The following is a 23,511-nucleotide window of genomic DNA, read 5'->3' as shown; positions in this document are numbered from 1 at the left end:
AATATGAAACGCAGCACGAAACTGATGATCATTTTAGCTTTTGCAGTTGTCTTGACGTTGGGTAGAATAGTCTGGTATCACACACAGACACCTGATGTTCAGCCTGAGGCAGCTGAAGGGCAGTTGGACGCACGCCAAGTTGATTTTTCAAACAGTCATTCTATTGCACTGAATGGAGATTGGAAGCAGACAAGCAAATCTGATAATCCTCTCTATACAGACCTTCCAAAGTATATGCAAGCAGAAGCTGCAGGTACTTATGAAATGACTATACAAGTCGGTGAGCAAGTTGACCGCTATGCTCTGTCCGTCCGATCTCTTTATTCTAATTTCTCGGTATATGCCAACGATCAGCTCGTTTATCAAGCAACAGACTTCGAAAAAGGGCCGCCCACTCCTGTTTCTGTTACAGATTTACGAGCAGATGAGAACGGTCAACTCAAAATCAGGCTCACGTTTGATGAATTCCACGGCAATGAGCGGGCACGGTCATTGATCAACGTGAGATTTGGCTCGTCACAGCAGATTCAAAAGGAAACATATCAAGCAGGCTTACTCCAGTTTTTTGTTGGTGCCATCATATTTATCCACGCATTGTATGCATTTGTACTTTATTTAATGAAACCAAAGAAAATTGGCACCTTATTCTTTTCGATAGCAGCTCTATTGGCGAGCATAGCTGTTGTGACTTCCGATTACAATACTTTGGGTTATGTGATGCCACTGAGTCACGAATGGTATGTAAGAACTGTTTATTTCAGTTATATTGGCTTAAGCTTTTTCTTTCTGCTTTTTGTTGTCTTTACCTTCACAAAAGCTGCTTCCAAATGGCCATTTAAAATTCTTTATTTCCTGTTTACAGCGTACTTGATCTATATTCTTGCAGCACCGATAGAAATCGTGCGATATGTTATTGGAATTGCTATTTCCCTATCAATAGCTTTCTCCATCATCTTTTTGATTTTATTCCGTACTGTTTTTCTTAGTGGAGAGAGAGCCTTACCATTGTTTCTCGCTGGTGCTGCCGTTGTCTCTCATGTAGCCTGGACTATATTTGTAGGTAATCTCCCAATCTTGGAGGATACCCTGCGGGCTGCCATCAAGGCTGGCTTCTATCCTTTCGATATTACACTTGCATTAGTATGCTTCTGCAGCTTTTGGTTCCTCCGCTTTTTCCAGACGGAAGCAGAGAACAAGCAATACATCGAGGAATTGGAAACAGAACAGAAACGAAAAGACCAATTTTTAGCGAACACATCCCATGAGCTACGCACACCTTTGCATGGGATGATGAATATGGTTCAAAGTGTACTGGAGCAAGAAGATAAGCTTAAGAATCGCAGTAGATATCAGCTCGAACTGATTCAAACAATTAGTCGGAAGATGTCTTATCTTATAAACGATCTGATTGACGTTACCCAGATGAAGTCCAATAAGGTCCGTCTCGAACCAGCTTCTATCTCCATTGAACCAATCTTGGTTGGAACAGTGGATATGCTTCGATTTATGACGGATGAGAAGAATGTAACAATACACATGGGAATGTCGGATAGCCTTCCTTACATATATGCAGATGAACATCGAGTCACACAGATTGTGACAAATATGCTTCATAACGCGTTGAAGTTTACGCCGGAAGGGAACATCACAATCAAGGTTTCAGCAGATGAATCGTATCTCCAAGTTAAGGTAATGGATACTGGTATCGGAATGGATTCGGATACCAAAACACGCATTTTCCTTCCTTATGAGAAAGGAAACAATTCTATTTCCGAAAGCGAGGGGATCGGTCTTGGTCTTGGTATCAGCAGACAGCTGGCCGAGATGCACGGTGGTTCTTTAACCGCAGAATCAGAACTGGGAAAAGGTTCTGTCTTTACACTCAGCTTACCACTCGCTGCGGAACAGAAGAATAAATCCATCACGGGAAATATTACCTTCACCGAGGTTGCCGCTGCGGAACAGCTTACGGAACAAGGTGTTCCAGCTGCCTCTGGTTATCGTATTCTCGCGATAGATGATGACCCCGTGAATTTAATGATTCTTAAACAAGCTTTGGAAGCGGATGGCTACCACATCAGCACAACTGCATCACCATCCGATTTCATCCAACAACTAGACACTGAGAAATGGGATTTACTAATCATCGATGTGATGATGCCGGAAATATCCGGTTTCCAATTGACGAAAACGATCCGCAGCCGATACAACCTTACAGAATTACCAGTTTTACTGCTTACAGCCCGCTCTCAGCCTGAAGATGTCTATGCCGGTTTCCAAGCAGGTGCCAATGAATATGTCACAAAACCGGTAGATATGATTGAAATGAAAACACGGATCAAATCTATGCTGGAGCTTAAAGGTTCGATCGAGGATCGCCTTCGTATTGAAGCAGCATGGCTTCAAGCGCAGATTCATCCACATTTTCTCTTTAATACTTTGAATACAATCGCAGCACTGAGCACGATCGATACGGACCGCATGATGCGTCTGCTTCAGGAATTTGGCAACTACTTGCAAACTAGTTTCAATGGAAAAAATTTATCGAGCACCATTCCTATAGAAGAGGAACTGGATCTAGTACGTTCCTATTTATATATCCAGAAGGAACGATTTGGCGAAAGGCTTCAAGTGAAGTGGGATATAGACCGCGAACTGCAATTCTTTATCCCTCCCCTGACACTGCAGCCCTTAGTTGAGAATGCTGTCCTTCATGGGCTGCAGCCAAAAGAAGAGGGTGGTTCTATCCTCATTCAATTATTTAAAAAAGAAGACAATGCCATCATTCATATTAAAGATGACGGAGTTGGCATTCCGCCCGATAAACAGCGATTCTTGAATACATCTGAAGGACACACAGATAGCATCGGCATGATCAATACTCACACCCGTCTGCAAAAATTAAATGGCTGCGGGCTTCTATTGTGCAGCGAAGCAGGTCTGGGGACAACTATACAGATTACAGTTCCGCTAACAGAAGGAAAGAAGAAGACCAGCACCCCTTAACTTAGGGAAGCTGGTCTTCTTCATTTCAGCTTCTCCGGCAGACTATGGATGGAAGCAATCAGCGTATTCAACTTGTTTTCGATCCGGTGCATCAAATAGAAGGTGACTGCTGCCGGAAATCCGAATTCCTTTATGATCGCAAGCCATGGCTCCATCTGGTACGCCTCCTTTCTTATTTAAAAAGGAGTGCAGCTCTCAGCGGCTGCACTCCATTGGGATTAAAATACTTCCTCTACGGTACGATCGACGATACGGGCTGCTTTTTTCGAGACAAGCGGTCCGCCGCTCGAAGAGATGACATTCTGCGTGAGAATCACATCCATCGCCTGATTGATTGCTGCCTCGTCGAATGGTTCAACGGGCTGCTCCAAGCTGATGGTCACAGTCTTGCCAGCTTCATTTAAAAACTGTAGATCAAGCTTCTTCAAGGTTTATTCCTCCTTTTCTGTCGAATTAAGATTCACGCAGGATCGAGTGGTCGTTCTTTTCTACTGCGTACAGATTGCGCTGCTGCAATGGTACCAATGCATCGGCGAATGCCTGCAGCTCATCCGGTGTCGCATCAAGTCTGATGTTGTTAAAAGATTTTGTTTTGTATTTGTCTTTGCCTGTGTCCGGATCCACGCCATCATACAATACGATGCTAAGGCGTGTTTTGTTATGGGTTGCAATGACTGCCATGTTCTCCCCTCCTTTCACAGCTATAATCGGAACCTGCCCCGAAAAAGTGTGGAAAAAGTTTAGAAAATTGTTCATGAGCACTGCCTAAGCCCAGTCACTAGCGGGAAAGACTTGTAATATAATAGTAATTTTACGTTGTTACTGTTTCATAGTACAATTAAGGTTAGCATGTTCTGCTAACAGGTAGACTTTACCAGCAAAATTAATGAATAAACATACAGATACATCAGTAAATAAAGGAGTTTAATCATGAGAAGAAGGTCACCTTACCAAGCCCAGCCTCCCAGGCGAATAGTGAAGAAAAAAGTAAATAAAAAACGAATTTTGATGCTGCTTCTTATCCCCGTTTTAATCCTTGGAGCAGGAGGAGCAGCGTATGCTGCTCATTTATGGACCTCCGCAGCCAGTGCCATTGATAATGCCCATGTCGCAGATACACGAGACAAATCAGCATTGAGAGATGAAGCAGTCGACCCGGTGGAGGACAATGTTTCGATTCTATTCATGGGAGTGGACGACAGTGACACACGCGATGAAGGAAATTCCCGCTCCGATGCGATGATCCTTGCTACTTTCAATAAGAAAGAACATAGCGTAGATCTTTTGAGCATCCCGCGTGACTCCTATGTGTACGTACCGGAAGTCGATCGTCAGACGAAAATCACCCACGCACACGCTTATGGCGGTGCCCAAGCTAGTGTAGAAACTGTGGAGAACTTCCTTAACGTTCCCGTTGACTATTATGCAGAAATCAACTTCAATGCCTTCATGGACATTATTGATACACTTGGCGGTATTGATGTAGAAGTTCCTTACGAGCTGTATGAGCAGAACTCTAAGGATCAGAAAGATGCTATTCATTTGGAAGAAGGAATGCAGGAGCTTAATGGCGAAGAAGCACTAGCCCTTGCACGTACCCGTCATTACGATAACGATATCGAACGCGGTAAACGCCAGCAGGAAATCATTAAGGCAATGATCACAAAAGCATCTTCTGCAGGATCAGTATTTAAATATGATGCATTAATTCAGGATGTAGGCGACAACCTAAGTACAAGTCTTACATTTGATCAGATCAAGAGTTTTATCTCTTATGGTACAAGCAATGACCTGAAGATTAACACATTGAACCTTGATGGCACCGGCGGTAAGCTATCTGACGGCATTTGGTATTACCAAGTTGATCCAACTTCTCTGGCAGATATTCAAAAGCAGCTTCGTGAGCATCTTGATTTGTCTGAGGAAGTAGACACGGATAGTGTGGAAACCGATGGCAGCGGAGTTTATGACGATATTACCGGTACGACAGATAGTACTGGAACGACTGACTCTACTGGTTCTACAAGCAGTGAAACTGGTACAACTGATAGCACCACAGGAACTACTGGAGAAACTGGTTCTACCGATAATAGCACCGAAACTAGCGGCTCACCGACAGATGGAAGCACTGGCACTTCAAGCTATGATACAGGCAGATCTAGTACTGACAGCACATCGAGCAACTCTACAAGTGGTACAACCTATGAAGATACAACAGGGACCACGACAAATGACAGCACTTCTGTCGACTCGACAGGAAGTACTGTAACACCATAAACTACCGAAACTGCCACCCCTCTTTTGGGTGGCAGTTCCTTTTGTCACATCATCGCTCTCTATTGTAAAGGCAGTGTAAATTAAAATTGTTTTCTATTGATGTTGCTAGTATAATTTAAGAGGTCTGAACAAAAGAACATCCTAGCAGGAAGGACTTTTTTATGAAATCAGCAATTACTGTTCTCAAAGAACAATTCAAGCATTTTAATCTCATTCGACGCATATCGCTTTATGAACTAAGGAATAACAATAATGCTAACTACCTTGGATTGGCGTGGGAAGTTATAAGTCCGCTGATACAAATTGCCATCTATTGGCTTGTGTTCGGTTATTTAATCAGTGGCGGTAAACCACGTGAGATTCCGAATCCCTCAGGAGGAGAAGATTTACAATTCTTTCCTTGGCTCGTTGCAGGTTTAATTATTTGGATGTTTTTCCAACCAGCAGCTACACAAGGTTCTAAATCTATCTATTCCAGACTACGGTTATTATCGAAGATGAACTTCCCAATGAGCGTGATACCAAATATCACGATATTCTCGAAGCTTTATCCTCATTTAATTCTTGTAGTGTTCACAATTATCCTTATGCAATTCACCGGATATCCGGTTAGTATCTATATAGTGCAACTTCCATACTTCATCATAGCTACAGTAGCATTTACGTATGCTTTTGTACTGCTTATGACAACTCTAACAACGCTTATACGGGATATTCAGCTGCTTCTTCAAGCGACTTTAAGAATGGTGCTATATCTGACACCTATCCTTTGGATCTCCCATAGGCTTCCGGATTTCTTGGTATTAGTAATGAAGCTTAACCCGCTTTATTATCTTGTCGAAGGCTACCGTGCATCATTGATGGGGCAGAATGGCTGGTACTTCATTAACTCATGGGAGTACACAATCTACTTCTGGGTAGTCACCGCAATCATCTTCATGATTGGTGCCGCCTTGCATATTCGTTTCAGAAGACACTTTATCGACTTTCTCTAATTAGAAAGGGATTTTTATGGATAAATCAATTATCGTTGAAAATGTAAGCAAAAAATATAAATTATATAGCAAAAGCTCAGACCGTATTAAAGACATCATTTTCCCAAAGGAATACGGGGAAGATTTTTACGCATTGCGCGATGTCAGCTTTACAGCTGAAAAAGGTGATGTTGTTGGATTCATCGGTATCAACGGATCTGGTAAATCGACTTTGTCGAATATCATTGCTGGTATCGTTCCGGAAACGACAGGCTCTGTCACCCTAAATGGTGATGCAGCTTTGATTGCTGTTTCCGCTGGTTTGAAGGGTGATTTGACGGGCAGACAGAACATTGAACTAAAGTGTTTGATGCTTGGACTTAATAAGAAAGAAATTGCCGAGCTTGAACCGAAAATCATTGAATTCGCTGAGCTGGAGAAATTTATCGACCAGCCGGTGAAAAACTATTCAAGCGGAATGAAATCACGCCTTGGCTTCTCTATTTCTGTTAATATCGATCCTGAGATATTGATTATCGATGAAGCTTTATCCGTAGGTGATAAAGCTTTCGCTGAGAAGAGCCTTGCCAAGATGCATGAATTCAAGGATAAAGGCAAAACGATGATTTTCGTCAGCCACTCCCTTGGACAAATGAAGCAGTTCTGCGATAAAATACTTTGGCTGGAATTCGGACAAGTACGGGAATATGGATCTATCGACGAAGTCATTCCGAAATACGACCAATTCCTCAATGAATACAAGAAGATGTCCAAGGAAGAAAAAGAAGCATATCGTGAGCGCGCCATTGCAGGTGCAGCAAACTAAAAAAGACAGAAAGGCTAATTGCCTTTCTGTCTTTTTATTTGCGTATAAGGACGCGGAACATAAATTCAAATGCTTTAAGGATCCGTTTCCAGCGAAAAGGCTGCTTTATTAAACGGTACAGCCACTCTAAATTCAGTTTTATCCAGGCTTGAGGTGCACGCTTCATTTCTCCGGCTAATATGTCGAATACCCCGCCGACACCCATGAATACACCTTTTTCGAATAGATGTTTATGAGCAGCGATAAAGTTCTCTTGTCTCGGGAAACCCATTGCCACAAAGATAAGATCTGGTTTTGTTGCGGCTGCTAGCTCCGCCACCGATGCTTCTGCGTCAGCATTAAAATATCCGTGGTGGCTTCCGGCAATACGGATACCAGGATACTGAGAGCGTACACGGTTTACCGCTCGTTCGTTTGCTTCCTGTTTCGCTCCAAGGAAGTAGCAGCTAAGGTTATGCTTTTCTGCATAGCTGAGCAGCTTGAACATCAGATCGAATCCCGTCACACGTTCTTCAATTGGGTTACCAAGTATTTTAGAAGCAACGACGACTCCTGCGCCGTCGGGTATTATATAATCAGCACTTTTGACGCTTTTTTTATATACAGCATCCACTCTTGTTTGCATAACAATCTCCGGGTTTGCCGTTACGATATACGTACGTTCACCAGCGTTGATCCGAGGATAAAGATGCTGCTGCAATAGTTCTTTTTGTGTTAATTTATTAAAAGGAATATCCATTATTTCTACGATTTCTTGATTTGACACACTTGTAACAACCTTTCAAGATCAAACCATCAGGTAGGAATCTTCGTATGATAGACTTTCCCATTATGCCACGAAAACAATAACTTTACAATTATTCACATAGAATTTACACAAATAGAAAACAGCCGGTAATATACCGGCTGTTTTCTTATTTACGGCCAAATCCGAAGAAAGAACGTTTCTTCTCCTGCGACTTATCGTTTTCTGAAGAGGTATAGGATTGTCCGAACATTTCCACCCAATCTTTTTTGAAGCTCTCTTCGCTGAATCGCTCAATAACTTCTGTGGCACGCTCTGATAGTCTGTCTCGAAGATTGCTGTCATTCATGATAGCTACCACTTTATCCGCTAGCGCCTTTTGATCGCCTTTTTTGACAAGATAACCGTCAACGTCATCTCTGACAATATCTTTCGGTCCATACTTGATATCATAGGCAACCGCTGGCGTTCCAGCTGCAAGTGTCTCTGTAAGCACCATACCGAAGCCTTCGAAATCAGATGTGAGAATGGTACAAGCAGCCGACTGATAGGATGCTGTCGGATCAGATGAGAAACCTAACAGCTTCACATTCTTCTCAAGGCCAAGTCGCTGGATCTGAGCCTTTAATTCTCCTTCAAGCGGACCCATTCCGTAAATATGATATTCAGCATCAGGTATGCTGTCCACTACGTGCTTGAAGGCTGCAATACCTTCATCCAAACGCTTCTGCGGTTCAAATCGAGCCAATGTCACAGCTACTTTTGGATTGTAATCTTGTTGTGCACTAGGTGTATCTGGAGCAGCATGCGGAATGACATGAAGCTTTGTCGTTACATCATAGCGAGAAGTAATATCTTTTTCCTGTTCATGTGTCAGAAAGACAACAGAATCAAACGAATTAATTCCTTCTGTAAAATGTACCCATGATTTCTTTGTGTTAGCAGAAGCATCATATGGAGATTCAAAATGATTATTATGCGCAACTGCAATCTTTTCTACATTTGCTTCTACTAACAATACTGTTTCATCTGTTTTACGAGAATCAGACATTAATACAGGTGTAGCATAATCCTTTATAGCTTGTCCGATCCACGCTGCATAAGCCATGTTAATGGAGTCATACTCTACATCTTGCTCACCAAATATAATGACACGACTTTCACTTCCAGATGGATTTACCCAGGCTGTTAGTTTGCACGTACCATCTTCCAAGAGGTAACGATGCAACTTAGGCTTGTTTGTTGCATAATCCATATGACTCGTACGAACAAGACGGCCATCCCTAAGGTATTCTGCACGACTTAGACGAGTACGGCTTTCATCCATATAATCGATCAGTTTCAAGGAACCATCTCCATTGAAACGTCGATATTCCTTATAAAATCCATTCTCATAATAACGATATGCGAGCTGTGTACTTTTCTTATCCTGTATAGCCCGCATGCCTTCCAAATCTGTTTTAGCTTTTTCAGGTTTATCTCCCTTTTGTATAATTAGGAGATCAGTATAAAAATTCCGTACCTCGACTTTTCTGCTAAGCTGACCTGATTTATATAACTTCTCGATGATATTCTTATGATCCTGCTGATAAGCAAGGGTAAAGAAAACCACTTGTTCATAGTGCTCTGCCAGTACATTTGCGCGTTTCATTACGGCCTTCGTGAGCCCGCCGCGCTCTACATTCAGTGAATTAAATACGAATACAGGTGTTTTCATATTCTGTATCCTCCTAAACAATCTTCATTTTTAGTTAGAAAACAACTATTGATATTACACAATCATTTTCTACTATTGTTGGTACATTTCCTCTTTAGCCACCACATAGAATGCGTCATCCTCTACATCTGGATCACTTAAATCAGCGGATTGGTCTATTAAATAAAAATAGCATAAACAGCGTTTAAATCAAAATAAAATAACAATCAAGATTGTATTATACGTCTTATTTTATTTTTCATCCGCTGTTGTTTGGTAAGTTGCTTTGGTTTTGGTTTATTGGTTAGATGCAGTTTAAAGGATAAGTTTCCGTGTTTTGTGTTGTACGATTCTGCTACAACAATGCTGTTTCGCTTCTCCTTCAATACCCCTTTTATTTTCTGGTTCTCCAGCACTTCTCCTACAACACGGGCTGTAATGTTATAGTCTTCGATTCTGCTGACTACATGCAAATCGATAACACCGTCGCTTGTATTAAGCCAACTTAACATCGTAAATGGAATGACTGCATGGAATGTTGATACTTGCTGCTGCAGCATATCAGATTGGATTGGTACAGGTGCCTCATTGTTTTTTGGTCCTTTTACCATCTCGATAGACGTTGTTCTCTTATCTTCCCGATTGATCAGCTTCAGAAACAGTTTTTCATCTTCAGCATCCACGTGTGAATGATAATTGTACCCTTCCAACACAACGCCTTCCGCACCCTTAGAGATACGGGTTACCACCGCTTGCATTTTATTTGCTCGATGGAAGGAAAGTGATTCAGCCTTGGCTAGCTCATAGGCTTTTTCTGATTTCGGATAGACAAGTCCATGAAACACTTGCATATTACCAGGGTGACTTTCGGCATACCAGAAATTAATCAGATCCTCAAGTTCCCCTTGCTCGATGATACGAAGTAATAGTTTTTGCCTATTATTGAAATAACCATAGAATTCCAAGAAATTATGTTCTTTAATCAATGTCTTCAACGCGTTAAAGATATACACTTTATCTTCCATGAGGAATGAACGTTCAATGATGGAGCGCAATTCTACGTGCAGGATTCGATGTACGTACTGATAATACACTATTAATTTCTTCTCAATAGGAAGCTCCAGATCACGAATAATATTAAGAGAATCCGTCATCGCGTGCATATAGCTCTTTCCTTTAATTGTCTGCTTGGTCAGCTGTTCCCGTCCAACGGTCAAATGGTTGGTTGCATAATAAACTGGATAATCTTTCACTAATGCGATAGAAGAAGAATAGGCATAGGCCTTTACCATAAAAGGCTGATCTTCTCCCAATGAATAATGTTCTGGAAAACGGATGTTATGCTTTAGCAACATCTCTACTCTAAATAGCTTCACTGCTCCGATTGAATACAGAGCGTTGGATCCAACAAATTGGAAGTTGTCTGGATTGCGCGTGAATATAGCTGTTGGGACACCGCGATTAACGCCTACGTATTTCCCTACGACAATATCCGGATTGTATGCAATTATTTTTTCTTCCATTCGTTCAAAAGCTTCCAATCCAAAATAGTCATCTCCATCGATGAAAAAGATGAAATCGCCAGTTGCCGCTTCAATTGCTCTGTTTCGAGGAGCACTTGGTGATCCGCTGTTTTCTTGATGTAAGACCTTGATGAAATTATACGCTGCACTATATTCTTCTAAGATCTCAGGACTCTTATCTGTCGAACCGTCATTAACACAAATGACCTCAAGCTTCTCTGTCCCGATTGTCTGATTTATGATACTATCCAAACACGCTTTTATTGTATTTTCATCATTATATACCGGCACTGCTATTGTGTATTTCATATATTCCTCCACTTTTCCTACTGTACTTCTCTATTTTACCGTCTTTTGTCAAACTATGTAACAAAAACGTGCATATCCGCAGATATGCACGTCAAACTTCATTTTGATGTTTTCAAGTACGCAGAATGTATCCAAACTTCTTTTCCATTCAGCATCCCGCGATACCAAGTTGCTTTGTTTACTTTTTCGATGAGATTGACTTTAAATACACCATTTTTATGATTTTTTAAATTGTAGACTAGATCCTTTGAGCCGCCCCAGGCTTTCGTGTAAGCATTACCTGTGCCTTTTACATAAAGAGTTTGCTTCTCATAGCTATAAGTCGTATGAGGATGTGTCTCCATTTGCCTGGAATCAACCCAGCCGACTGTGCCGTTTACGCTGCTCGGTTGGGTGCTTATTAAATAAAACGTTTTATCATTCACAACAGCCTGCTTTTTGATATAGTAGACAGCATTTGTATAGCCATCTTTTGCCTGTTTGGCATCAAGCGGCATACCAGGCTGTTTCAAAATAACAGCATTTCCATTAAGATGCCCTAATCTGCTGATTTTTTTCTCTGTCTTTGTAGAAAGGTAGGAACTGTGTAGCCACATTTGTTTGCCATTCACTGTTCCATGGTACCAAGTGGCTTTGTTCACCTTTTCGACCAAATCAACTTGGAATGCTTGTCCTTCCAGCTGCTTCATATTTTTCTCAACTATATCTTTCGAGCCGCCCCATGCCTTGCTGTAAGATTTACCTGTACCCTTTACATAGAGGGTTTGTCTGTCCTTACTATATGTCGTATGGGAGAGTGTTTCCATTTGACTGGAATCAACCCAGCCGACGAGCTGCTTTACCTTGCTTGGAGCATAACTGATCAGATAATAAGTACGCCCATTCTTTTCTGCTTGCTGTTTAATATAATAAACTTGATTGTAATCCTTATCATCCGCATAACGGTAATTATCAGAAGTTAAAATATCCGTGTAAATTTTAGCACCTTTATTTAGGTGTCCGAGCCTGCTTGTGTTGGATATTTTACGTTTATCAGACAGCTCACTGGAAAGTATCCATACTTCCTTCCCGTTTAATTTGCCTCGTAGCCATGTATTATTTCCAGCTGTTTCTGTCATATTAGCTTCAAAGGCTGCGCCTTTTAATTTCGACAAATCATAAACGAGATTCTTAGAGCCGCCCCATGTCTTATCGTAGGCTTTTCCTGACCCTTTGACGGTATAAGTTGCCTTTTCTTTGTTTACGGTACGATGTTCTTGCATCTGCGTGTCGCTGGCCTTGATCCATCCGATCGTATTTTTCGTACTACTAGGCTGTGTACTTAGCAAATAATAAGTTGTACCATTAACCACAGCTTGCTTTTTAATATAATACACCTGATTTGTATACGTACTGCCAGCTTTGAAACTGTTGGTAAGCTTTGTAACATCAGGATAGATTGTAGTGTTTGAGGACTTGATATGACCTAGTTTACTAGTATTGCTGTACTTGATCGCCTTTTGATCATATCTTTCTTTTACTAGCTTTACAAAGTCGTTCCATTGATAACCGTATTTGGCAAAATATCCGTGTGGATCGACATGATTTGTACCGCCTAGGTACCTACTCACCGCATTATGCGACCATAAAGTTCCTTTTCCATCACCTTCTGCATCATCAACACCAAGGTTGTATTGCGCAAGTACATGGGCTATGTAATCTGTGTAATTATTGATGGATTTGGCAAACTCTTCGTAACTGTTGACTTCCACTAGTTCAACATGCACAAATCTTTGGTTGGCGTAGTAACCCGCTCCCCACGCACCTAGATCCGTTGGGTGGATTTCAATAATATTCCCGCCGTCGACAAATGCATGGACAAATGCATTCTGGTGGTGATTGGACATATAGTCGATTTCGTTACGTATCGATGAGTTCGGATTCGCTGTTTCATGAGCCACGACCCCTTCAACAGCGCCCCGTCCGCCTCTATAGTTGAACTTTGTGAAAAAGCTTTTATGCTCCGTTTTAATGGAAGCTACTGCTGGCTTATTATCTTTGATCCATTTGTTCACATCGGGGTAATTTGCCCGGCTGGCTGAAAACTGTTGAGCAGAGGAAGAACGGAAGCTAGGCTCCTCTACACCATCGCGCCATTCAATTGGGATATACTGCAATTGCTCTGCTGAAAGTTTGCTGATGTCTAGTCCGTACACCATTGTACCTTCTTTAATACCTAATTCATTATACTTTGGTGTATTTCCCTCTTCCTCGGCTTCTTTTTCTGCAGGTTCAACCGTATTTGTCTGCTCTTGAGTCGTATCTGCTTCCTCTTTTACTTCTTCCCCAGTCTCATTCTGCTTATCTTGTTCAGAAGATGTATCTTCTTTATCAGCCGTTTTATCTGATTCCGGTATTTTTTGCTGTTCTGTCACTTCAGTAGAATCGCCTTCTTCACTTATTATATCTTCAGGATTCTCTATATTCTCTTCTGACTCTGCTGTACTAGAGTCCACACTCTTTGTTGCAGCATAATTAGGCTCAGCGAACGTGTTAAAAGGAAATAAACTAAATAACAAAAGAAAGATTGCACTAATGCTGATTATTCTTTTCATAATTACCTCTATGTATTAGATTGAGATCGGTAATAGCGACTCAGTTGACTGGATATGCCTACTTATCTATTGTGCTGTGTAATAAATCTTAATAGATTGCTATACCTTTTCCCTATTGATGTATATCGGCATAAAAATTAACTTTTTAAACGATGATTTACAAAAAAAGCACATTATCTTGTAAGATAATGTGCTTTATGATTATTTATAACTTGGTATTTCTAGATACAATGTATAAACACCGATAGTTTGATAGAGATTATACATTGTATTGACTTGCTTATAGGCCCAGCCTATGTCTGTAGCATATTGTTTGCCATAGGCACCTGTGTTTGCCATAGCTTGTGGATTCCAGCGCATCTCATAAAGCGTATTCTGACCAGAGTTGATGTATCCGGCACCGATGTATTTAGCACCGCCGACAATCGCTTTATATGGTGTTGTCCAGCCTTCTTCATAAGCTCTCTCAGCACCACATTCTACCGCGCAGGAATCATAGGCACCGATTCCATACATGTTGTATACTTTTGTTCCATTATAGTTGACACCCTGTGCTAGCTGAGATTTACCGTTACCTGTCTCAAGTGTTGCATGGGACACAAGGTAAATATCATTGATGCCATATAATTTGCTTGCATCGATGAACGCTTTCCCTTGACCTTCCAGTGTTCCTTTTCCGTCTAGATATTTGTTCAGCGTTGCTTCTGTAACATCACTAGATCGAGTAAGATCAAGGAATTGGAATTTCTGGCGATCATCATGGATAAAGTTATTCGGATTCAAATAATACTCAATATCAGCAGAACTAGGATTAACCCATTGTCGGCTGTTTGTGAATTCTATTTGATACCAGCTACCAACTTGACGGATGATATCGACTTTGGCACCATTCTTCAACGTACCAACGACCCAATAATTTGTGCTGGGACCGCCTCGGACATTCAATAAATCAGCTGTAACAGTATTATTTTTGATATATTCAGCAGATACGTATGTATCGTACTCTTTATCAGTTTGAGGAGAAGCTTTCTCTTGAATTGCTATTGCTTCCTTCAGGGTTAAATCAAATGTTTGTTTCTGTTCGTAACTTACCGTTACATAGTCTTCATGCAACCACATTTCTTTACCATTCAAGACACCGCGATACCAAATATCATCGCCGACTTTCTCTGTTAAGTTCACAGAGAATCCTTTACCTGCAAAGGAGGACATACTTGATTCAACCAAGTCCTTTTTGCCGCCCCATGCTTTTGTATAAGACTTACCTTCACCGTTTGAATAGTATGTCTTACTGTTTTTATCGATAGTAACATGGGAACGGGTATCCATATCAGAAGCATTTACCCAACCAACCAAGTTCTTCGTACTGCTAGGCTGCGTACTGAGCAAGTAATATAGTGTATTACCTATTTTCACTTGTTTTTTGATGTAATACACAGCGTGCGTCAGATTTGCATCTTCCGCATCTTTCCATGAAGAAAGCTTGGATAAATCATCGTATATTTTGGCATTCGCATTCAAATGACCAAGTCTACTAGTCTTGCTTTCCTCATAGGCGTTCAGATATTTACCATCGATAAAGACTTCTTTACCGCCAAGCATTCCTCTATACCAAGTAGTATTGCCGACTTTTTCTGTCAGATTAACTTGGAACAGCTGTTCTTTTTGGGTTGACAAATCATAAACGAGGTCTTTGTTTCCGCCCCACGCTTTCGTAAAAGCCTTCCCAGTCCCTTTCACTACGAAAGTCTTCGCATCTTTATCAGTAGTGACATGAGTATTTGTGTCCATATCAGTTGCTTTTACCCAACCCACCAGATTTTTCGTGCTGCTAGGCTGTTTACTGAGCAAGTAATAAAGTACTCCATCAACTTTAGCTTGTTTCTTAATGTAATATACCGCGTACGTGTACCCTTCCTTGTCGGCATTGATAGACTTGGCAGGATTATTCAAATCAGGATAGATCACTGCATCCCCATTCAAATGTCCTAACAAACTAGTACGCTCTTCTGTAACTGTCGGTTTATAAGCTTCAAGATAAGAAGATTTGATAAATACTTCCTTCCCTGCAAGCATACCGCGATACCAAGTATCATTGCCGACTTGCTCCGTCAAATTGACTTCCAGCAGTTGGCCTTTTTTATCGGATAAACCGAAGACGATATCTTTCTTTCCGCCCCATGCTTTCGTATAGGCGTTGTTTGACCCTTTCACTACGAAAGTTTTCGTCTCTTTATCAGTAGTAACATGGGGTTGTGCATCCATATCTGACGCCTTCACCCAACCTACCAAATTCTTTGTACTGCTAGGCTGTCTGCTTAGCAAATAGTAGAGTACGCCATCAACTTTAGCTTGCTTCTTAATATAGTATACCGCATTTGTATATCCTTCTTTGGAAGCGCTGATAGACTTAGCAGGATTATTTAAATCAGGATAAATTACTGCATTCCCATTCAAATGACCCAATATACTAGTACTCTCTTCTTTAACTGTCGGTTTATAAGCTTCCAGATAAGAAGATTTGATGAATACTTCCTCCCCAGCAAGCACACCGCGATACCACGTATCGTTGCCGACTTGTTCAGTCAAGTTGACTTGGAATAGTTGACCTTTTTTGCTAGATAAATTAAAAACGATATCTTTCTTTCCGCCCCATGCTTTCGTATAGGCATTGTTAGTACCTTTCACTACAAAAGTTTTCGCTTCTTTATCAGTGGTGACATGGGATTGGGTATCCATATCAGAAGCCTTTACCCAACCCACCAAATTCTTTGTGCTGCTAGGCTGTTTGCTGAGTAAGTAATACAATGTATTATTTACGATTGCTTGTTTCTTGATGTAATACACGGCATTCGTCAGATTTGCATCTTCCGCATCTTTCCAAGTGGAAAGGGTTGAAATATCATCATATATTTTGGCATTTGCATTTAAATGACCCAACCTGCTTGTTGTACTATCTTCGTATGAAGTCAGATATGCCGTATCAATATAGACTTTTTTCCCAGCAAGTGTGCCATGATAATATGTGATGCTTCCGACTTTTTCAGAATAATCGACCTGGAATGACTGACCTTTATATGCATTCAGTGTGTATACCAGATCTTTTGAACCGCCCCATGGCTTCGTATATGCCTTACCAGTTCCTTTTACAGTGAAAGTTGCTTGTTGAACAGTTTTAGCTCCATGGGTACGCGTATCCATATCGGAAGCTTTAACCCAGCCTACAATACCTTCTGTCGCACTAGGCTGTTTGCTGATTAAATAATACGTTTCATTGTTCCATTTAGCTTGTTTCTTCAAATAATAGACAATGTTTGTATAACCTGCATCAGCTGCAGATATAGATTTAGAAGTGTCCGTCAAATTTGGATAAATGACAGCATCTCCATTAAGATGGCCCATTATGTCTATAGCTGTCTCAACAGGTGCAGCTACCTTAACAGAAGCGGCACGCATTGTCTTTTCGGCTTCTTCTTTCTCTTGCTCTTCAGTCTGCTCCACAGATTGCTCGATTTCCTGATGCTGTTCTACTGAAGGAACACCTTCTTGCGCTTTTGGATCAGTAACTTCTGATGAATTGGAGGAGGATTCTTCCTCAGATACACTGCTACTCCCTGATTCTTTCTCAGTTTCTGTTGTTGTTCCATCCGCAGTACTCTCCGACTCCCTCTGCTCAACAGGCGTTTCAACCTGATTGGTCTGTTTTTCTTCCTCTTCCGCTTGAGTATCTGAAAGCTTTTCTTGTTCTTTCACTACATCAGAGCTGCTGCCCGATTCAGCTGCAAAAACATAATTCGCCGGAGATATTGCACTAAATAATAAGATAGCAATCAATAAATAAGTAACTTTCTTCATTTCACCCTCCAAAATATTCAGTTTTCAATGTGCAGACGCCATCGCATCGTTGTTTCTGTATCGATAAACTCATCGACCACTCCTTCGTTTTTACTAGGGATAGGTAACAATGGTATGTAATAGGCAACTAATTACCTATTTATCTATAATTCTACAAAATCAAACAAAGCTTTACAATCTATTATCAAATTTTCATTTAGTTTACAATTAAAATAGTACTATAGATTCAATTTTTACCATTTTATTGAAATTGACTTTTTCCTGATTTCTAATCCAAATAAATTAATAAAAAACCACCGTCAAATTGTGACGGTGGTTCACATTATTTAATTACTTGTTTTACAACACGCTCTGAAGCTTTCCCATCTTCTAAGTAACAGAATCGGTTGTAGAAGGCTTCGAATCGTGCATCTGGCTGATAGCCTTCCCTGTCAATCCGTTTCACTTCCTGGATAATTTGCTCCGTTTGTTTGAACAATGGACCAGGTGCAGTTTCTTCAAAATCAAAATAGAATCCGCGGAGGTTATCTCGATAGTCATCCAAATCATATACGAAGAACATCATAGGACGTCGCAGGTTAGCATAGTCAAAGAATACAGAAGAATAATCCGTAATCAGCATATCTGCCATTAAGTAAAGTTCACGAATATCTTCATGCTTGGAAAAGTCATAAGCAAATCCTTCATAACTGGAAAGATCCAAGTTTTCCGCAACAAGATAATGCAGACGTAAGACCACGATGTATTCGTCACCTAGTTCCTGACGCATACGTTCTAGATCCAGCTCCAAATCGAACTTATACTTCCCTTTCTGATAGAACTGATTATCCCGCCATGTCGGCGCATAGAGGATAATTTTCTTATCCTCAGAAATTCCACAGCTTTTTTTAAGCGCTTCTATATTTTCCGGCTTATTATGAGTATAAAGGAAATCGTTACGCGGGTATCCTGTTTCAAGCATGTCCTTTTCAAAGCCAAACGCTCTTGCGAAAATTTCACTGGAATACGCATTTGGCGAAACTAGATAGTCCCATTTTGAAGCTTCGAATAAGAAATTGCGCTTATAAGCCTCTGTATTTGTACCAGGCATATGAACCTCGTCCATATCCGCTGCAAGGCGTTTAAGCGGTGTTCCATGCCAGGTTTGCAAATAAATCGTATGATCGGGTTTTGGAATCCAAAGCGGCAGACGGCTATTTGATACCCAATACCTTGCTCTTGTCATAAGGAATAGCCAGCGAATTGAGAATCTGCGCACATAAGGAACATCCTTCGTTTCGAAGTAAGGGACTGCTCGACGATCCGAGCTCCAATACATTTTGTACTCGGGGTGGTGTTCCCGCATGTACTCATAAATTGCCCTTGGATTATCACTATATTGTTTGCCGAGAAAACTCTCAAAAACCATTAGTTTCTTATCAACTGGCAAGATAGCACCAAATAGCTTGAACACTTGCTGATAACTGTTCTTAAGGAATCGGCCTCTGCGAATGTTAACCCACTTACGTCTCGCTCGCGAGATACTTTCCCGAATAAAGAAATACTCAGCAGTCTGAACAGAAAGAAATTTCGACTTCTTCGTCAATTTCACAGTCATCTTGTATTTCTTACCATTAACAGTCGTTTTTACAGACGCTGGCAAAGTCGAATCTTTTTTCAAATGGCGCATACGAATACTTCGGATCGTCTGAAGCTCACCGTTATGTGAATAAGTTAGTTCGACATAGAATTTCAAAAACTTTTTATCGGACAAATCAATATGCGGTGTTATATCGAATACTCCCTCAAAACCAGAGTGACGGAGCAGTTCATTCCCTTCATATTTATCTGCTAAATCCTCACGTTCTTTGAACTGAAGCGGGAAAGTGAGCTCTTCCTCTTCATTCAAATTGTTTGTTACCACAAGTTTTAGCTCTTCCAATTTGTAAGCATCACTTTGGTATAGCGGAGCATAGTTAATTGAACCGGAAAAGTGCAATACTCCCGATTTCTTTAAATGAATCTCTTCCAAATTGGCAAAGAAAACATAATCATTCACACGGTAAGAGATGTTCCCTTTCCCGGTGCGATACGGATAGAATACCTTTTCCGTTCCTGGTATGAAATAGGAATGATATTGTAGATGCTCCGGCGGATTAGAAATCCGAGCCCGCTTCGTCTCCCCTTCATTTTCCCGTTCAACGTAAAGATCCCACATAACTCCATCCTGGAGCATCTGCGTGTGTTCCTTAGGATCCAGCGTAACTTTACAAATCGTATATTCATCCACGCTATGGTCTTCTTCAAAAGTAAGGTAAATGTCTTCGTTCGTATAACGATTCATCAACAGGAATCGATATGTCTCATAATCAGCGATGTAGGAGGCTTTGATTGGAATCTCCATATAGAATATCCCCGCTTCAATTCGAACCGATATGGCTCTCCTATTTCGAAGGCTGATGTTTTCCATGCAGTACTTTCTCCTCTCAACTTGCAAATCCATTCCTTATTATAAAATTCATATGTAGGTAATTCAACAATGCATTTGTAAAGTTCTTTACATATACTTCGTATTTAAAATGAATCTTATGCTCTTCGTTAGCATGTTTCATGCATAGTCATATATACATTTTTATAACCAAATGAAGAAAAATTAGGTAAATATGTATGCGTTTTCGACAATTCGCGCATATATTTGCATTCTATTATCATAGCAGACTTGAAATTTAATTAAAATGTAAATATAATGTTAATCAGGTGTAAATATTATGATCTATACTTACACTGTGACAATGAAGATGCAGACAACTTTTATATATGAAAAACCAAACTACAAAGGAAATGAGGCACAACAATGAAGAAAGTAATTACGTACGGTACATTTGATTTGTTGCACTGGGGCCATGTGAATTTACTACGCCGCGCGAAAGAAATGGGCGATTATCTGATTGTGGCAATTTCTTCTGATGAATTCAACAAGCTGAAGGACAAGAAGTCTTATCACAGCTTTGAAAACCGCAAAATGATCCTTGAAGCGATTCGTTATGTAGATGAAGTAATCGCAGAAGAAAGCTGGGATCAGAAAGTCCACGACGTTGTGGACCATAATGTTGATGTATTCGTCATGGGCAGTGACTGGGAAGGTAAATTCGACTTCTTGAAAGACCATTGCGAAGTTGTTTATCTGCCACGTACAGTTGGTATCTCTACTTCTAAGATCAAAGACGATCTTTTAGAAGTGGATAATGGTTAGAGAATTAGCTATTTCTCTCTATCTAGCGTTCTTCAAAACGCTATTCATATGTTTCAAGCTATTTCCCCAAAAGAACAAAACCACCTTGGTTTCCTCTTTTGGGGATAATGTTTTGTATACGGCTAAATCGCTTGAGAAATGGAATGCGGGAGAAATAGTTATATTAAAAACCTCTTCCTGCCGGGAAGAATTCACTGATCTTGATGCGGAGATTGTACCATTTGCCATGACGAATATTAGTGCTTTTGTAAAAGGTATCTATCATCTGGCTACTTCACGCGTCGTGATGGTAGATAACTATTTTGGCTTTCTTGCCGTAACGGATTTCAAACCGAACGTTACATGCATTCAGCTGTGGCATGCAGCAGGTGCGATGAAAAAATTCGGTTTGACAGATCCTTCTGTTCAGACAAGAAGTCCAAGGGCTCAGGAAAGATTTAAACAAGTATACAGCCGTTTCACATATGTAACGGTCGGTTCTGAAAAAATGGCGTCCATCTTCCAGGAAAGCTTCGGAATTTCGAATGCGAATATACTGCGAACTGGTATGCCACGGACGGACTTTTTCTTTGACAATAGTCAAATCGAGCAAATTGAAAAAGAAATTACTGAGCAATATCCGATTATCAAGAAGCGTAAGGTTATCCTATATGCTCCTACTTATCGAGATGATGAACTGGCCAAGCCTAAGATAGAACTTGATATCGAACGCTTATATCGGGAGCTGGGTCAGGAATATGTATTGTTCCTTCGCCTCCATCCTGCTGTTACATGGGATTTAGCAAACTATTATCCGAATTTCGTAATCGATGTAACACACTACAAAAATATCAACCCGCTTTTACTAGTGACGGATATTTTGATTACAGATTATTCTTCGATACCATTTGAGTATTCTCTGCTCAATCGCCCGATTATCTTCTTTACGTATGATCTAGAGGATTACCAGAGAAAACGCGGCGTGTCAGACGAATATCTCGAATCATTACCTGGACCAATGGTCAGAGATACAAAATCACTCATCAAAGTAATTAAAAAGAGTGACTTCCAACTGGAAAAGGTTCAGGCTTTCTCGAAGCAGTGGAACCAATATTCGAACGGACACGCTAGTGAGCAGCTCGTACAGGCTATGTACATGTCCAATCCGGCCGTTGCTGCTACAGCCAATCCGTCTACACAGACTACACGCTGATGTTATCAGCGTGTTTTTTTGTATAAAAAAAACCCTTCTCCAGTGGAGAAGGGTTTCGTTTTATTGCTGATGCTGTTTGCGTCGTTCTTCTTCTGTCACTTTCGGGAAACCTACCATATTGAGTAATGGACGATAGCGATCGCTAATCAATCCAGTAATTTCGACAATCAATTCGATTACTATTGCCAAGGCAATAATCAGGATGGCCGATCCCCACATGGTTGCTTCTGTGTAAAGGACACCTGTAATGCTGAAGATTCCGCTGATTGCATAGATTACTATAACAGTCTGACGATGCGAGAATCCTAGATTTAGTAGACAGTGATGCAAATGCAGCTTATCTGGTGCTGACAAAGGCTTCTTCTGTACAATCCGGCGGATAATGGCAAATGTCGTATCCAGAATCGGTACGCCGAGAATGATGATCGGTACGATCAAGGAGAACAATGCGACGTTTTTGAACAAACCGCTTACGGATAGAACAGCAATCATATACCCGAGGAACAGTGCCCCTGTATCTCCCATGAATATCTTAGCCGGGTGAAAGTTGAAAACTAGGAAGCCAAGTGTGCTGCCCAAAAGCAGGACGCCCATCATTGCAGAAATCGGGTTACCCATGCTGATTGCTATCATAGCGATTGTGAATAACGCGATAGCTGAAACTCCTGCTGCTAATCCATCCAACCCATCAATCAAGTTGATGGCGTTCGTTATACCGACAATCCACAGAATCGTGATTGGAATTGCCCAAGCACCGAATTCGATACGGCCAGTGAATGGCAATGTTACAAAGTCGATCTGAATTCCGCCCAAAACTGTTACAGTTGCAGCTGCAATCTGTCCGATAAGCTTCACTCTTGCGGATAACATGAACTTATCGTCCAACATACCAATCAAAGTGATCATTGTTGCACCAATCAGGATTGGTGCTGTGTTCGAATCATGTGGCATGAAAACCAAATAACCGATGATGAAACTGATGTAAATGGCCAATCCGCCCAGTCGCGGCATAATTTTCTGGTGTACTTTTCTAGCGTTTGGTTTGTCCGTTGCTCCGATTGCGAATGCCAGCTTTTTCACCATAGGCGTCAGCGCGATCGAAAGAATGAAGCAAACTGCCAACGCTATGATTAAAGGCGTTATGTGTACCATTTGTATCCTCCTAAATAGCTTGCAAATCGTTCTAAATATTCTTTTATAATCCAAGTATCATAAATTACTAGATTTCGACAGTATTCTGCGTAGGTTCTGTACTATTATAATGTTTCTGTTGACAAAACAC

General features: G+C 40.8%; 16 protein-coding genes. 6 read left to right on the top strand and 10 right to left on the bottom strand.

What is annotated here, in order from left to right; all coding sequences use genetic code 11:
* The first annotated feature begins 3 nt into the window (after nucleotides 1–3).
* The gene (locus tag CHH58_RS10215; RefSeq protein WP_095262466.1) at nucleotides 4–3,006 is read left to right on the top strand and encodes a hybrid sensor histidine kinase/response regulator; all 3,003 of its coding nucleotides are present in this window, start codon (nucleotides 4–6) and stop codon (nucleotides 3,004–3,006) included.
* Nucleotides 3,007–3,026: 20 nt separating this feature from the next.
* Here the strand turns inward: CHH58_RS10215 and CHH58_RS10210 are convergent, their stop codons facing one another.
* The 3 genes from CHH58_RS10210 to CHH58_RS10200 form a co-directional block, all read right to left on the bottom strand.
* Nucleotides 3,027–3,161: a YvrJ family protein gene (locus CHH58_RS10210; protein ID WP_077307232.1), complete on the bottom strand. Its 135-nt coding sequence runs from the start codon at nucleotides 3,159–3,161 to the stop codon at nucleotides 3,027–3,029.
* Nucleotides 3,162–3,224: 63 nt separating this feature from the next.
* On the bottom strand, nucleotides 3,225–3,434 hold the full coding sequence (locus tag CHH58_RS10205) for a DUF2922 domain-containing protein (RefSeq protein ID WP_095228173.1): 210 nt from the start codon (nucleotides 3,432–3,434) through the stop codon (nucleotides 3,225–3,227).
* Nucleotides 3,435–3,459: 25 nt separating this feature from the next.
* Entirely contained in the window at nucleotides 3,460–3,687 is a 228-nt protein-coding gene (locus tag CHH58_RS10200; RefSeq protein ID WP_093880544.1) for a DUF1659 domain-containing protein, read from the bottom strand.
* Nucleotides 3,688–3,936: 249 nt separating this feature from the next.
* Between CHH58_RS10200 and CHH58_RS10195 the strand changes: the two genes are divergently transcribed.
* The 3 genes from CHH58_RS10195 to tagH all read left to right on the top strand — a co-directional run bounded on the left by CHH58_RS10195 (nucleotide 3,937) and on the right by tagH (nucleotide 7,083).
* On the top strand, nucleotides 3,937–5,283 hold the full coding sequence (locus CHH58_RS10195; RefSeq protein WP_095262465.1) for an LCP family protein: 1,347 nt from the start codon (nucleotides 3,937–3,939) through the stop codon (nucleotides 5,281–5,283).
* Between the two features lie 161 nt (nucleotides 5,284–5,444).
* Nucleotides 5,445–6,278: an ABC transporter permease gene (locus CHH58_RS10190; RefSeq protein WP_095260391.1), complete on the top strand. Its 834-nt coding sequence runs from the start codon at nucleotides 5,445–5,447 to the stop codon at nucleotides 6,276–6,278.
* Between the two features lie 16 nt (nucleotides 6,279–6,294).
* Nucleotides 6,295–7,083: a teichoic acids export ABC transporter ATP-binding subunit TagH gene (gene tagH / locus CHH58_RS10185; RefSeq protein ID WP_095262464.1), complete on the top strand. Its 789-nt coding sequence runs from the start codon at nucleotides 6,295–6,297 to the stop codon at nucleotides 7,081–7,083.
* Nucleotides 7,084–7,117: 34 nt separating this feature from the next.
* Here tagH and CHH58_RS10180 read toward each other — a convergent pair whose 3' ends face one another.
* The 6 genes from CHH58_RS10180 to CHH58_RS10155 all read right to left on the bottom strand — a co-directional run bounded on the left by CHH58_RS10180 (nucleotide 7,118) and on the right by CHH58_RS10155 (nucleotide 20,254).
* Nucleotides 7,118–7,849 (bottom strand): WecB/TagA/CpsF family glycosyltransferase, encoded by a 732-nt coding sequence (locus tag CHH58_RS10180; protein ID WP_249275094.1) that lies wholly within the window; start codon nucleotides 7,847–7,849, stop codon nucleotides 7,118–7,120.
* 148 nt (nucleotides 7,850–7,997) lie between these two features.
* Complete coding sequence (locus tag CHH58_RS10175) at nucleotides 7,998–9,545, bottom strand: glycosyltransferase (RefSeq protein ID WP_095262463.1); 1,548 nt, start codon at nucleotides 9,543–9,545, stop codon at nucleotides 7,998–8,000.
* Between the two features lie 206 nt (nucleotides 9,546–9,751).
* The gene (locus tag CHH58_RS10170) at nucleotides 9,752–11,356 is read right to left on the bottom strand and encodes a glycosyltransferase family 2 protein (RefSeq protein ID WP_095262462.1); all 1,605 of its coding nucleotides are present in this window, start codon (nucleotides 11,354–11,356) and stop codon (nucleotides 9,752–9,754) included.
* Nucleotides 11,357–11,454: 98 nt separating this feature from the next.
* Entirely contained in the window at nucleotides 11,455–13,950 is a 2,496-nt protein-coding gene (locus CHH58_RS10165) for a peptidoglycan recognition protein family protein (RefSeq protein WP_095262461.1), read from the bottom strand.
* A gap of 201 nt (nucleotides 13,951–14,151) precedes the next feature.
* Entirely contained in the window at nucleotides 14,152–17,805 is a 3,654-nt protein-coding gene (locus tag CHH58_RS10160; protein WP_095262460.1) for an N-acetylglucosaminidase, read from the bottom strand.
* 322 nt (nucleotides 17,806–18,127) lie between these two features.
* Entirely contained in the window at nucleotides 18,128–20,254 is a 2,127-nt protein-coding gene (locus tag CHH58_RS10155) for a CDP-glycerol glycerophosphotransferase family protein (RefSeq protein WP_170937588.1), read from the bottom strand.
* A gap of 384 nt (nucleotides 20,255–20,638) precedes the next feature.
* Here CHH58_RS10155 and tagD point away from each other — a divergent pair, with 384 nt between their 5' ends.
* Complete coding sequence (tagD, locus tag CHH58_RS10150; protein ID WP_095228135.1) at nucleotides 20,639–21,037, top strand: glycerol-3-phosphate cytidylyltransferase; 399 nt, start codon at nucleotides 20,639–20,641, stop codon at nucleotides 21,035–21,037.
* A gap of 112 nt (nucleotides 21,038–21,149) precedes the next feature.
* Complete coding sequence (locus tag CHH58_RS10145) at nucleotides 21,150–22,229, top strand: CDP-glycerol glycerophosphotransferase family protein (RefSeq protein ID WP_249275093.1); 1,080 nt, start codon at nucleotides 21,150–21,152, stop codon at nucleotides 22,227–22,229.
* 60 nt (nucleotides 22,230–22,289) lie between these two features.
* On the opposite strand, the gene CHH58_RS10140 is transcribed toward CHH58_RS10145, so the two are convergent.
* Entirely contained in the window at nucleotides 22,290–23,381 is a 1,092-nt protein-coding gene (locus CHH58_RS10140; protein ID WP_095228131.1) for a glycosyltransferase family 4 protein, read from the bottom strand.
* Nucleotides 23,382–23,511: the final 130 nt, after the last annotated feature.

The organism is Terribacillus saccharophilus (assembly GCF_002272745.1).
Lineage (GTDB): Bacteria > Bacillota > Bacilli > Bacillales > Amphibacillaceae > Terribacillus > Terribacillus saccharophilus_B.
The sequence above is the reverse complement of the archived record's forward strand: the minus strand, read 5'-3'. Positions and strand labels throughout refer to the sequence as shown.

Coding starts and splice junctions, on each gene's coding strand:
- tagD (WP_095228135.1), top strand. CDS start 20,639: ATGAAGAAAGTAATTACGTACGGTACATTTGATTTGTTGCACTGGGGC.
- CHH58_RS10140 (WP_095228131.1), bottom strand. CDS start 23,381: ATGGTACACATAACGCCTTTAATCATAGCGTTGGCAGTTTGCTTCATT.
- CHH58_RS10170 (WP_095262462.1), bottom strand. CDS start 11,356: ATGAAATACACAATAGCAGTGCCGGTATATAATGATGAAAATACAATA.
- CHH58_RS10200 (WP_093880544.1), bottom strand. CDS start 3,687: ATGGCAGTCATTGCAACCCATAACAAAACACGCCTTAGCATCGTATTG.
- CHH58_RS10195 (WP_095262465.1), top strand. CDS start 3,937: ATGAGAAGAAGGTCACCTTACCAAGCCCAGCCTCCCAGGCGAATAGTG.
- CHH58_RS10210 (WP_077307232.1), bottom strand. CDS start 3,161: ATGGAGCCATGGCTTGCGATCATAAAGGAATTCGGATTTCCGGCAGCA.
- CHH58_RS10215 (WP_095262466.1), top strand. CDS start 4: ATGAAACGCAGCACGAAACTGATGATCATTTTAGCTTTTGCAGTTGTC.
- CHH58_RS10175 (WP_095262463.1), bottom strand. CDS start 9,545: ATGAAAACACCTGTATTCGTATTTAATTCACTGAATGTAGAGCGCGGC.
- tagH (WP_095262464.1), top strand. CDS start 6,295: ATGGATAAATCAATTATCGTTGAAAATGTAAGCAAAAAATATAAATTA.
- CHH58_RS10190 (WP_095260391.1), top strand. CDS start 5,445: ATGAAATCAGCAATTACTGTTCTCAAAGAACAATTCAAGCATTTTAAT.
- CHH58_RS10165 (WP_095262461.1), bottom strand. CDS start 13,950: ATGAAAAGAATAATCAGCATTAGTGCAATCTTTCTTTTGTTATTTAGT.
- CHH58_RS10155 (WP_170937588.1), bottom strand. CDS start 20,254: ATGGAAAACATCAGCCTTCGAAATAGGAGAGCCATATCGGTTCGAATT.
- CHH58_RS10160 (WP_095262460.1), bottom strand. CDS start 17,805: ATGAAGAAAGTTACTTATTTATTGATTGCTATCTTATTATTTAGTGCA.